Annotated in this window: 11 protein-coding genes; 9 read left to right on the forward strand and 2 right to left on the reverse strand. The window is 73.8% G+C overall.

Going from position 1 to position 12,041, the window contains the following annotated elements:
- The first annotated feature begins 152 nt into the window (after window positions 1-152).
- The 6 genes from NPS70_RS21155 (at window position 153) to mscL (ending at window position 6,284) form a co-directional block, all read left to right on the forward strand.
- Window positions 153-1,646: a potassium/proton antiporter gene (locus NPS70_RS21155; RefSeq protein WP_256525969.1), complete on the forward strand. Its 1,494-nt coding sequence runs from the start codon at window positions 153-155 to the stop codon at window positions 1,644-1,646.
- Between the two features lie 335 nt (window positions 1,647-1,981).
- Window positions 1,982-3,247 carry an MFS transporter gene (locus NPS70_RS21160; protein WP_256525924.1) on the forward strand — a complete coding sequence of 422 codons (1,266 nt, stop codon included), beginning with the start codon at window positions 1,982-1,984 and terminating at the stop codon, window positions 3,245-3,247.
- 67 nt (window positions 3,248-3,314) lie between these two features.
- The gene (locus NPS70_RS21165; RefSeq protein ID WP_256525925.1) at window positions 3,315-3,623 is read left to right on the forward strand and encodes an FmdB family zinc ribbon protein; all 309 of its coding nucleotides are present in this window, start codon (window positions 3,315-3,317) and stop codon (window positions 3,621-3,623) included.
- 173 nt (window positions 3,624-3,796) lie between these two features.
- Window positions 3,797-4,666, forward strand: a complete 870-nt coding sequence (locus NPS70_RS21170) for an S-methyl-5'-thioadenosine phosphorylase (protein WP_256525926.1) — start codon at window positions 3,797-3,799, stop codon at window positions 4,664-4,666.
- Between the two features lie 541 nt (window positions 4,667-5,207).
- On the forward strand, window positions 5,208-5,657 hold the full coding sequence (locus NPS70_RS21175; protein ID WP_308315036.1) for a hypothetical protein: 450 nt from the start codon (window positions 5,208-5,210) through the stop codon (window positions 5,655-5,657).
- Between the two features lie 138 nt (window positions 5,658-5,795).
- Window positions 5,796-6,284, forward strand: a complete 489-nt coding sequence (mscL, locus tag NPS70_RS21180) for a large conductance mechanosensitive channel protein MscL (protein WP_256525928.1) — start codon at window positions 5,796-5,798, stop codon at window positions 6,282-6,284.
- Between the two features lie 55 nt (window positions 6,285-6,339).
- Here the strand turns inward: mscL and NPS70_RS21185 are convergent, their stop codons facing one another.
- On the reverse strand, window positions 6,340-6,540 hold the full coding sequence (locus tag NPS70_RS21185; RefSeq protein WP_256525929.1) for a hypothetical protein: 201 nt from the start codon (window positions 6,538-6,540) through the stop codon (window positions 6,340-6,342).
- 411 nt (window positions 6,541-6,951) lie between these two features.
- Here NPS70_RS21185 and NPS70_RS21190 point away from each other — a divergent pair, with 411 nt between their 5' ends.
- Both NPS70_RS21190 and NPS70_RS21195 read left to right on the forward strand, forming a co-directional pair.
- Window positions 6,952-8,046, forward strand: coding sequence for a P1 family peptidase (locus NPS70_RS21190; protein ID WP_256525930.1), 1,095 nt, complete (start codon window positions 6,952-6,954; stop codon window positions 8,044-8,046).
- 306 nt (window positions 8,047-8,352) lie between these two features.
- The gene (locus tag NPS70_RS21195) at window positions 8,353-9,135 is read left to right on the forward strand and encodes a DUF6227 family protein (protein ID WP_256525931.1); all 783 of its coding nucleotides are present in this window, start codon (window positions 8,353-8,355) and stop codon (window positions 9,133-9,135) included.
- 149 nt (window positions 9,136-9,284) lie between these two features.
- Here NPS70_RS21195 and NPS70_RS21200 read toward each other — a convergent pair whose 3' ends face one another.
- Complete coding sequence (locus NPS70_RS21200) at window positions 9,285-10,862, reverse strand: MFS transporter (RefSeq protein ID WP_256525932.1); 1,578 nt, start codon at window positions 10,860-10,862, stop codon at window positions 9,285-9,287.
- A gap of 62 nt (window positions 10,863-10,924) precedes the next feature.
- On the opposite strand from NPS70_RS21200, the gene NPS70_RS21205 reads away from it, so the two are divergent.
- The gene (locus NPS70_RS21205; RefSeq protein WP_256525933.1) at window positions 10,925-11,893 is read left to right on the forward strand and encodes a YafY family protein; all 969 of its coding nucleotides are present in this window, start codon (window positions 10,925-10,927) and stop codon (window positions 11,891-11,893) included.
- The last annotated feature ends 148 nt before the right edge of the window (window positions 11,894-12,041 follow it).

The following is a 12,041-nucleotide window of genomic DNA, read 5'->3' on the forward strand; positions in this document are numbered from 1 at the left end:
CGGCCCGGACGCGGTATCCACACGGCACCGTTCGTCCCCTGATGATCGGATCGTCTTACTGTCAAGAAAGCGTTAAAGATTAGGTAAGGTAACGAAGTGCGCCCGGCGGTACCACCGCCCCCTGCACCGGGCGCGAGGGGAAGGATCGGCCGCTGACTGTCCACCAGCTCAACGAGCTCCTGCTCGTCTGCTCGCTCGTCCTGCTCGTCGCCGTCGTGGCAGTGCGGATCTCCTCGCGAAGCGGGCTCCCCAGCCTGCTGCTGTACCTCGGAATCGGCGTCGCCATGGGCCAGGACGGCCTGTTCGACCTGCAGTTCGACGACGCCGAGCTGACGCAGGTGATCGGCTATGCCGCGCTGGTGGTGATCCTGGCCGAAGGCGGCCTGGGCACGAAGTGGAAGGAGATCAGGCCCGCACTGCCCGCGGCGGCCGCGCTGGCGACCGTCGGCATCGCGGTGAGCGTGGCCGTCACGGCCACAGCCGCCCACCTCCTCGTGGGCCTGGAGTGGAAGCAAGCCCTGATCATCGGCGCGGTGGTCTCCTCGACCGACGCGGCGGCCGTCTTCTCCGTCCTGCGGAAGGTGCCGCTGCCGTCCCGGGTGACCGGCGTCCTGGAGGCGGAGTCGGGCTTCAACGACGCCCCCGTCGTCATCCTCGTCGTCGCGTTCTCCACCTCGGGACCCGTCGACGCCTGGTACCTGCTCCTGGCGGAGATCGCCCTGGAACTCGCGATCGGCGCCGCGGTCGGCCTCACCACCGGATGGCTGGGGGCCTACGCGCTCCGCCGCGTCGCACTCCCCGCCTCCGGGCTCTACCCGATCGCCGTGATGGCCATCGCCGTGGTCGCCTACGCCGCCGGCGCCATGGTCCACGGCAGCGGCTTCCTGGCGGTCTACCTGGCGTCGGTGGTCCTGGGGAACTCCCGGCTCCCCCACGCCCCGGCCAACCGCGGCTTCGCCGAGGGCCTCGGCTGGATCGCCCAGATCGGGATGTTCGTCCTGCTCGGACTCCTCGTCACCCCGCACGAGCTGGTGGACGACTTCTGGCCGGCCGTCGTGGTGGGCCTGGTGCTCACCGTGGTGGCGCGGCCGCTGAGCGTGCTGGTGAGCCTGCTGCCGTTCCGGATGCCGTGGCAGGAGCAGGCCCTGATGTCCTGGGCCGGCCTGCGCGGCGCGGTCCCCATCATCCTGGCCACCATCCCCATGGTCTCCGGCGTCCCGGACAGCCACCGGATCTTCAACATCGTCTTCGTGCTGGTCGTCGTCTACACCCTGATCCAGGGGCCGACCCTGCCCTGGCTGGCGCGGGCCCTCCACCTCGGGGACCCGGCCGAGGCCGCGGACCTCGGCGTCGAGTCGGCGCCGCTGGAGCGGCTGCGGGGGCACCTGCTCTCGGTGTCGGTCCCCGAGAAGTCGAGGATGCACGGCGTCGAGGTGGGGGAGCTGCGGCTGCCGCCGGGGTCCGCGGTCACCCTCGTCGTACGCGACGGGGCGAGCTTCGTGCCCCTCCCCACGACAGCGCTGCGGCAGGGCGACGAGCTGCTGGTCGTGGCGACCGACCCGGTGCGGGACGAGGCCGAAAGGCGGCTGCGGGCGGTCTCGCAGGGCGGGAAGCTCGCCTACTGGCTGGGGACCGGCGGGCGCTAGCGGCCGGGTCCGCCCCAGGCCGCCCGCCTGACACGACACCCGGGGTCCCCGCAAGGCGACCGAGAGTCACGGACCGGAGGCCGGTGCTGCGGAAATCACAGGACCGAGGGAGCCGATCTCCACCGTTTCCCAGGTGGACGCGGCGAGAACCCTGTACCCTGAAGGCACACTGATCGACCAACTCTGCCTGACGCAGAGCTGGCGCGACCGTATGGCGGCCGCGGAGTCCCCTCGCAGCGGGCCCCGGTATCTACCGCAGTTCCGCGCAAGAGGACAGCTCTCGGCACCTCCCGGCACCCCGGTGAGCGCTACCAGGCGGCAGAAAGGCTAGGGCCGTGGCGTCCACGGTCGCCGACAAGCGCTCCGGCTACGGGCAACTCCTCCGCACTCCCGGAGCCTGGACGTTCCTCCTCCCCGGGTTCGCCGCCAGGCTGCCCTTCGCGATGCTGACCATCGGCATCGTGCTGCTGGTCCAGGACACCACCGGCTCCTACGGCCAGGCCGGCGCCGTCGCCGCGGCCACCGGTGTGTCGATGGCCCTGTTCGCCCCCCAGAGCGGGAAGCTGGCCGACCGCTTCGGCCAGCGGGCCGTGCTCGTGCCCGGTGTGATCGTCCATGCCCTCGCCGGATCCGCCCTGGTGGCGCTCGCCCTGTCGGGCGCGCCCCTGTGGGCCCTGTTCGCGGCCGCCGTCCCCACGGGAGCATCGGTTCCCCAGGTGGGTCCGATGGTGCGCGCCCGCTGGGCCGCCCGCCTCCAGGGCTCCCCGCTGCTCCAGACCGCCGCGGCCTTCGAGTCCGTGACGGACGAGTTCACCTTCGTCGTCGGGCCGGTCCTGGCGACCGCCCTGTGCACGGGCGTCCACCCGGCCGCCGGGCTCGTCGCCGAGGCCGGCCTGACCCTCGTGGGCGGTCTGCTGTTCGCCGCCCGGCGCGGCACCCAGCCCGCCCACGGCCGCCCCGCCGACACGGGGCGCGGGCGGACCTCCGCCCTGTCGGTGCCGGGGGTACGCGTGCTCGCCGTCGCGTTCCTGGGCATCGGATCCGTCTTCGGCGGCATGCAGGTGTCCCTCACCGCCTTCAGCGAGGAGATCGGGCAGCCGGGCGTGAACGGCCTGCTCTACGGCCTGTTCGCCGCCGGGAACATGCTGGCGGGCGTCGCCATCGGCACCGTCGCGTGGAAGGTCGGGCCGCGCAGGCGCCTGCTCGTCGGCTACGCCCTGCTGACGGCCGCCGCCTCGCTGCTGTGGACGGCCCAGTCCGCGGCGCTGCTCGGAGCGCTCGGCCTGGTGGTCGGCCTCTGCATCGCGCCGACGCTGATCACCGGCTACACCCTGGTGGACTCGCTGGTCCCGGCGACGGCGCGCACCGAGGCCTTCACCTGGCTGACGGGGGCCGTGGCCCTCGGCCAGGCCGCCGGTGTGACCGTGGCCGGACGACTCGCCGACGGCTACGGGTCGAGCGCCGGGTTCGTCGTGCCGCTCGCCGGCACCGCTCTGGCGCTGGTGACCCTGATGGCGCTGCGCTCCCGGCTCTCGCCCTCGGCCGGCGGACGGGTCGCGGCACGTGGCATCGGTCACCGAGCCGCGGTGACGGTGGACTGATTCCACGGAATACGTCACTATGGACCGTCGTTAGCACTCATCGAGTGAGAGTGCCAGGAGGAAGACAGTGCCGACCTACCAGTACCAGTGCACCGAATGCGGCGAGGGCCTCGAGGCGGTGCAGAAGTTCACCGACGACGCCCTGACCGTGTGCCCGAGCTGCGACGGACGTCTCAAGAAGGTGTTCTCCGCGGTCGGTATCGTCTTCAAGGGCTCCGGCTTCTACCGCAACGACAGCCGCGGCGCCTCGTCGAGCAGCTCCCCCGCTGCGTCGAAGCCCGCCGAGAGCAAGACGCCGGAGACCAAGGCGTCCACGCCGGCTCCCGCCGCCTCCGCCTCCTCCGGGAGCACCAGCTCCGCAGGCTCCGCCGCCTGACCGACCGCGCCGCCCACCAGGCGCCGGACGCCGAGGGGCCGCGGCCGAGCTGCGGGCCTCGCCGCGGTCCGGCGTACCGCGGCCCATGTCGGCACCGGCACTCCACACCCCGTCGCGGCCCCGGTCCACGGCGGGGCTCGCCGTTTCCGGACCGCCGGATACTGTGACCTGCCATGGCGACCAACGCGAACGCAGACACCGGCCACCGCTCCCCCGGCGCGGAGATCGGGGTGATCGGCGGCTCGGGCTTCTACTCCTTCCTGGACGACGTGACGGAGGTGCGGGTCGACACCCCCTACGGGCCTCCGAGCGACTCCCTCTTCCTCGGGGAGATCGGCGGCAGGAGGGTGGCGTTCCTGCCGCGCCACGGGCGCGGCCACCATCTGCCGCCCCACCGCATCAACTACCGCGCCAACCTGTGGGCGCTGCGCTCCGTGGGAGTGCGGCAGGTACTCGGGCCGTGTGCGGTGGGCGGCCTGCGCCCCGAGTACGGCCCGGGCACGCTGCTGGTGCCCGACCAGTTCGTCGACCGCACGAAGTCGCGGGCGCAGACCTACTTCGACGGACTGCCCCTGCCGTCGGGGGAGCTGCCGAACGTCGTCCACGTCTCGCCCGCCGACCCCTACTGCCCGAGGGGCCGCAAGGCCGCTCTGGCGGCGGCCCGCGGACGGCTGTGGGAACCCGTGGACGGCGGAACCCTCGTCGTGGTGGAGGGACCCCGCTTCTCCACCCGCGCGGAGTCCCGCTGGCACGCGGCGATGGGCTGGTCGGTGGTCGGCATGACCGGGCACCCCGAGGCTGTGCTCGCCCGTGAACTGGAACTCTGCTACACGTCGCTGACGCTGGTCACGGACCTGGACGCGGGGGCCGAGGCGGGCGAGGGAGTCTCCCACGAGGAGGTGCTCAAGGTGTTCGCCTCGAACGTGGACCGGCTGCGCGACGTTCTGTTCGACGCCGTGGGCGAGCTCCCGGCGAACGAGGAGCGCGACTGCCTCTGCCGCAACGCCCTGGCGGGTATGGACCCGGGGTTCGTCCTGCCGTAGTCGCCCGCGGCGGTGACCGGGTTGTCCACAGTCCGGTGGGTGTCCACAGGGCCCGGCGGATCCGGCCGGAGAGCGGGATCGTGGGTGCAACAGGACACGGGCAGCGGGCCCGGTCCGGCGCTCACGAAGGCGGTCCGCCATGGCGTTCCCCGTCCACCCCCGTCACAGCTCCGCCCCTCCGCACGGTGCCTCCGAGCCGGTTCCCCGCGACGGGGGCAGCGGCTCGGGAGCCCTCGCGGCCTCCGGCCGCGGGCGGCCCGTGCCGGCTCCGCCGCCCTCCCCGCCCGGGCGGTCCGCCCGCCCCGGGGGCCGGGCGGCCGAGGATCGGGGCCCGTCCGGGCCCCCGGGCCCGACCGGGGCGACCGCTGCGGCACGGCAGGTTCCGGTCGGTGCTCCGCACCGGTCGGCGGTCGCGGAGCAGAGGGAAGCAGTTCCGCCGGCCGGCTGCGGACCGCACGCCACGACCGTGCCCCGCCCCGGCGGCGTACCGCCGTTCCCACCCGTACACGTCCGTGCAGGTGCGCGGCGGCTGCGCAGGGCGGTGGGCAGGCAGCGCAGGGCCGCCGCGGCCGGCCTCGCCGTCACGGCCGCTGCGCTGGCGGCCTCCGCAGTGGGGCGGGCGGACGATCCGGGTGGGCGGCTCGCCCGGGACGTCCCCGCCGCGGCGGCACTGGCCGCGGCACCCGCCGAGGAGCGGAAGCCGGGCGGGGAGCTCGTCTCCGCACCGGTCAGGATCGCCGACGCGGCGGCGGTGAGGCTGCTGCGCCCCGGTGATCTCGTCGACGTGATCGCCGCCCCCGCCTCCGCGGACGGCCCGGACGCGACGGCCGAGGTCGTCGCCTCGTGCGTGCGGGTGGACCGGGTGCCCGCACTCGCGGGCGAAGGCCCCTCCGACGGGGGCGCGCTGGTGGTCCTGTCCGTATCCAGGAAGGTCGCGCAGGCCCTCGCGGGCGCCGGGGCCTCCGCGCCACTGGTGGTGGCGGTGTGCTGACGGAGTGCAGGCGGAATCCTCGCACTGACGTATCGTCAGGTCACACGATCGCATGGGCTGATTGGACAGGGAGGGCCGGGGCTGCCGTAGGTTTCCCCCCGGTCCCCCTCCAACGCACTTGTGAAATGAGGCTCATTCGTGAGCGAGAGCAAGCCGAGTCTGCTCGCAGGCTTCAAGGCCTTCCTGATGCGCGGCAACGTGATCGACCTCGCCGTCGCCGTCGTGATCGGTGCGGCCTTCACCAACATCGTGAACGCCGTGGTGAAGGGCGTGATCAATCCGCTCGTCGGAGCGTTCGGCACCCAGGACCTCGACTCCTACACCTCGTGCATCAAGGGGACCTGCGAGGTCGTCGACGGCGAGGTGGACGGCATCGAGATCGCCTGGGGCTCGGTCATCGGCGCCTCGCTCCAGTTCCTGATCACCGCAGCGGTCGTCTACTTCCTGATGGTCCTGCCGATGGCCAAGTACCTGGCCCGCCGCGAGGCGCAGCGCAAGGCGAAGGCCGGCACCCAGGAGGTCATCGAGGTCTCGGAGCTGGAGGTGCTCAAGGAGATCAGGGACGCGCTGGTCGCGCAGCGCTCCGGCGGGCCGTCCGGGCCCGGCGCCGGCGAGAACCGGGGCTGACGCCCGCCCGGTGCACGAGGTCCCTGCCCGGTCCCGAGAGCCGGGCGGGGGCGCCTCACATGTGGTGCGGCGGCTTCTCGTCCAGGAAACGCGCCAGTTCCCCGGCGCTGCCACCCCCGGCAGGAGGCCGCTCGCCCCACCCTCGGTCCGTATCGTCCGCCGACTGCTGGTCGAGCGGATCGTCGAAGACAAGCGCGGGATTCTGGGGACCGGGCTGCTTCGAAACTCGCGATCCGGGGGCGGGGGCGGTGCTCATCTCTCCAGGGTACGGCGGATCGGGCACGCGGGACCGGCCGGTGCACGGTCGGATCGGCCACACAGCGGGAGCCGTGGGCGAAGCTCGGCCGACGCGCAACCCGGCGCCCGGCTCCGTGCCCGCACCGGGGCACCGCCGGCGCCTCGCGCCGTACCGGCTCGACAGGCCCTGGCGGGCGCCTTGGAGGTGGCGTGCCCCTCGGGGGCGGGGCTCGGAGCGGCACCGGCATCGGGCCCTCCGTCACGGCACTCCCGCGACCGCGGGCCCTGCCCTGCGGGCCGGCCGGGCCACGGGCTCTTCCCCCGCCCTCCCCGGCCGCGGGTGCGCCACCGTCACCCCGCCCGAGGCGCCGGGCGGCGCGCGGGTCCGGACGAGCCGGGTGTGTCAGGCGCGTCAACTACCGTGGGGGTCATGGGTGTCGACGACGGTTCCGTTCCGGTCTCCGCTCCGCACGGCGGTACGCGGAAGGAGGCGGTGCGAGGACTGACCGCGGTGCGCGGGCTGAGGGTCGGCCATGCCCGGGTCGGCGGTCGGGGTGCTCTCAGCGGCACCACGGTCGTCCTCGCCCCCGAGGGCGGCGCGGTCGCCGCCGTGGACGTCCGCGGCGGCGGACCGGGCACACGCGAGACGGACGCTCTGGACCCGCGCAATCTGGTGCAGCGCGTGGAGGCGGTCGTCCTGACGGGCGGCAGTGCCTACGGCCTGGAGTCGGCCGCCGGGGTGATGGCCTGGCTGGAGGAGCACGGGCGCGGCGTGCGGGTCGGCCCGGACCCCTCCCAGGTCGTCCCCGTCGTGCCGGCTGCCTGCGTGTTCGACCTGGGCCGCGGGGGCGACTGGCGCGCCAGGCCCACGCCCGCCACGGGCCGCGAGGCGGTGGAAGCGGCTGCGCGCAGCGCCGAGTGCGCTCCCGTGGCGGAGGGCGCGGTCGGGGCGGGCACGGGCGCGGTGGCGGGCTCCCTCAAGGGCGGCGTCGGCACCGCCTCGCGAGTCCTCGACTCGGGCGTCACGGTGGCCGCGCTGGTGGTGGCCAACGCGGTGGGCTCGGTAGTCGATCCGCGGACGGGCGCGCTGTACGGCGACTACGTCCTGGACGGGCCCGTGATTCCCCCGGCGGCGGTGCACGCGGCGGCCCGGGAGAAGCTGGCCGAGGCGGAGGCGCGGCAAGTCGCCCCGCCCCTGAACACCACCCTGGCCGTCGTCGCCACCGACGCCGAGCTGACGCGGGCCCAGGCGCACAAGCTCGCCGGCACCTCGCACGACGGCATCGCCCGGGCGGTGCGCCCCGTGCACCTGCTGCACGACGGCGACACCGTGTTCGCCCTGGCCACGGGTGACAGGCCGCTGGACCGGACCGACCCGCTGGCCCTGAACGGCGTCCTTGCCGCGGGCGCGGACACCGTGACGGAGGCCATCGTCCGCGCGGTGCGGGCCGCGGAGACCGTGGACGGGCCGGGGGGCTGGTTCCCCTCGTACACCGAGCTGTACGGGTCGCCGGGCGGCGGATGACGGTTCCCGGCCGGCCGCCCTCCGGCGGCCCCGGTCGGGGGCGGCGCACGGCCCGGCGCGCTCCCGTCCGCCGGGGGCCCGGGGCCCGTCGGCCGCCCCGGACGGCCGAGCGGCGCGACCGGCGGGCGGGGGGCGGTCGCGGCTGAGCGGGGCGTGCGGCAGCGGGCCCGGGGCACTCGGCGGGCAAAGCCCGGGAACTCACCACCACCCGCCCGTCGTTTTACCCGAACCTTGACCGCGCTGTCCGACCCAAGCGCTACGTTTAGCAACCAGCAAGTGACGTGTGGCGACGGCCTGGAGACCCTCTTGAACGATCCCATCGATCTGCACGAGACGACCGGGACACAGATCGCACGGCTCCTCGGCCGGGCGCTCAACTCCTTCGACCTGCCCGATGCGACGGTCGAGCGGCTCGATTCCGCCCTGGCCCACGACAGCTCGCTGCACTCCTCGCACCACACGGCGCGGCTGCACCGCTCGCTGTACCGCCACACCTATCTCCTCGCCGACGGCAGCCCCCTGACCCTCTGGGAGCTCGTGCACACCACGGGTACGCCCGGCGCGGAGGGGGCGGAGCAGCGCGAGCTCTACGAGGAGGAGTCCGAGGCCCGCCTTGCCGCATCCCGGCTTCCGGCGGGCTTCCCGGGCTTCGCCGAGAACAGGCCGGGCTCCTTCGACGACGGCCTCTCCCCGGACCTGGACACCGGGCTGGAACTCCTCTCCTCCCTGCTGACACCGGCACCGGCCCCTCTCCCTCCGGTGTACGTCCTCGACGATTCGGCGGACCACGCCCGGCGTGTGCTGCGCCGCGCGGAGAACCGAGACCGGCCCGGTGAGCGGACCGCTCGGCGCCTGCGGTCAGCCTTCGCCCACCACATCACCCAGGTCTTCGGGCGCCAGTACCGCGTGGGAGGCAAGGACGCGGGGTTCACCCTCTACGAGCACGCGTTCCTGCTGCTGGACGGCACGGAGACCAGCCTCTGGGAGATCGAGCACACGGCGACGCCTGACGGCCGCCACATGTGCGAGGTCTACGAGCGGGAGGGGGCGGCACGGCAGGCGATGGAGCTGCGCGCACGGGTCCGCTGACCCGCGGGTGACCGGCCCGGGTGCCGCGTCCTCGGGCTTCCGGCTCGCCCGTGGGCCCGTGCACGTACGGGGGACGGGCCACGGCACGGTGTGCCCGCCCGGCCGGGCCGGGCGGGCACACCGCGGGACCATCGGCAGCGGCAGGGCCCTCAGCCGACGAGTGTCGCTTCCGGTTCGGCCGTCTCCTCCGCCGCGTCCGGGCGCGCCGGGGTCCCGCCCGCCGTCGTCCCGGCCTCCGCACCCGTTCCCGCGACCGAGTTCGCGCCCTCCGCCTCCGGACGGTGCCCGTTCCGGGCAGGGAGGGCGAACATCACCACGAAGATGACACCGAGCACCGCGACCACCCACCACAGGGAGTGCTGGAAGCCCTCCAGGTACGAGGCGCGCAGTGCGGGCGGCGCCGCCCGCTCGTCGACCTTTCCGAAGAAGACCACCGAGACCAGTCCGAGTCCGAGCGCGTTGCCCATCTGGGCGGTCGTGTTGACCAGACCGGAAGCCGACCCGGCATGCTCCCGCGGGACTTCGGAGAGCACCGCGTCCGTCAGCGGGGCGACGATCAGTCCCATGCCGGTGCCCATCACGACCAGCGGCAGTGCCATCTGCCAGGACTGGACGGCCATGCCGTAGCGGTCGGCCTCCCAGAGGTAGAGCAGCAGTCCGACCGCCATCGTCAGGGCTCCCGCCTGGAGCACCTTCCGTCCGTAGCGCGGCACCAGCATCTGGACCGAGACACCGGCCGCCACCGACACCGCGAGGGAGAACGGCACCCCGGTCAGTCCCGCACGCAGAGGTGTCCACCCCAGCCCGTACTGCATGTACAGCGTCCAGACGAGGAAGTAGATGCCCAGGGCCACGCCGAAGGTCAGCTGCACGGCGATACCGGCGGCGAAGCTCTTCACCCGGAACAGCGACAGCTCGACCAGCGGGGAGCCGTCCTTGCGGGCCTTGTACCGCTCGTAGGCGGTGAACAGCGCGAACACCGGCACGCTGCCGGCCATGCAGAGGTGCCCCCAGAGCGGCCAGTCCAGCTCCCTGCCCCGGGTGAGGGGGTAGACGAGCATCAGCAGCGCGAGCGTCACGAGGGCGACGCCGACGAGGTCGAGCCGCAGGGCCTTCGGCGCCCGGGACTCGCTGATGAACCGGCGCCCCAGCAGGATGCCCGCGACACCGACCGGGAGGTTGATCAGGAAGATCGGCCGCCAGCCGAGGCCGAAGAGGTCCCACTGCGTCAGCAGGGCTCCCAGCAGCGGCCCTGAGACCGCTCCGAGGCCGACGACGGCGCCGAACAGGCCGAAGACCTTTCCGCGTTCGTGCGCCGGGAAGGTGACATGGACGATGGCGAGCACCTGCGGCACCATCAACGCGGCCGAGGCACCCTGTATCAGCCGCGCGGCGACCAGGGTCCCGGAGTCCGGGGCGAGCCCGCAGAGTGCGGACGACAGGGTGAACACGGTGATGCCGATCAGGAACAGCCGCTTGCGCCCGTAGATGTCGCCGAGGCGCCCACCGGTGATCAGGCCGGCGGCGAAGGCGAGGGCGTACCCGGCGGTGATCCACTGGATCGCGCCGAACGAGGCCCCCAGGTCCCGCTCGATGCTCGGAATGGCGATGTTGACGATGGTGGCGTCGACCAGGTCCATGAACGCGGCGGTCATGACGATGGCGAGCGCGATCCATCTCCGGCGGTCCGATGCCGTCCCCGTGACGGCGGGCTGCTGTGAACTCATGCCGGAAGTCTGGTGGCCGTGTAGGTCTGATCATGTCCTAGTTGTGCCGCATCCTGGAGCGCATGGCGGACACACCGGCACGGCTCCTGCACCTGCTCTCACTGCTCCAGACACCCCGCGAGTGGCCCGGCAGCGAGCTCGCCGAACGACTGGCGGTCAGCCCGCGCACCATCCGCCGGGACATCGACCGCCTGCGTGCGCTCGGCTACCCGGTGGAGGCGAGCAAGGGTGCCGAGGGCGGCTACCGGCTGGTCGCCGGTGCGGCGATGCCGCCCCTCCTCCTGGACGACGAGGAGGCGGTGGCCATCGCCGTGGGCCTGCGCGCCGGGGCGGGCCATGCCATCGAGGGGATCGAGGAGGCGGCGGTCCGCGCGCTGGCCAAGCTGGAGCAGGTGCTGCCCTCCCGGCTGCGGCACCGGGTGAGCGTGCTCCAGGGGGCGACCCTGGCGCTCACCCGAGGCGACGGACCGCGGATCGACCCCAGCACGCTGACGGTGACGGCAGGCGCGGTCACGAACCGCGAGCGCCTGCGCTTCGCCTACCGGGCGGGGGACGGGGCGCAGACGCGGCGGCAGGTCGAGCCGTACCGCCTGGTGTCCACGGGACACCGCTGGTACCTGGTCGCCTACGACCTCCAGCGGGAGGCATGGCGCACCTTCCGGATGGACCGGGTGACGGAACCCTTCGCCACGGGGGCGCGCTTCACTCCGCGCGACGCTCCGGTGGGCGATGCGGTGGAACTGCTCAACCACACGATGTCGCGCCTGCAGCGGGAGCGGGAGCTGGACGTCGTCTTCGACGCCCCGGCGTCCCGGGTGGCGTCCCGGCTCCCCGGGCACCTGGGCACGCCGGTGGCCCTCGGCGGTGACCGGTGCCGCCTGCGCTGCCGCTCGACGGACACCGTGGAGTGGCTGGCCCTGCGACTCGCCCTGGTGGACTGCGAGTTCACCGTCCACGGCCCACCGGAGCTGACCGCGCACATGGCGGAGCTGTCCGGGCGCCTGTCGCGTGCCGCTTCCGGGGGAGGCTGACGCTCGGTCCCGCCGGGAGGCCGTCCGCCCCGCCGGCCGCCGGGCCGCCTCCCGGCGGTCCGCGCCGACGCAGCAGAGCCGACGCAGGAGACGCGGGCCGACGCCCGTGCGGACGGGGCCGCTCGGGCAGGCGCGGGTCCGCAGAGGC

It is taken from the genome of Streptomyces sp. C10-9-1, assembly GCF_024497955.1.
Taxonomy (GTDB): Bacteria; Actinomycetota; Actinomycetes; order Streptomycetales; family Streptomycetaceae; genus Streptomyces; species Streptomyces sanyensis.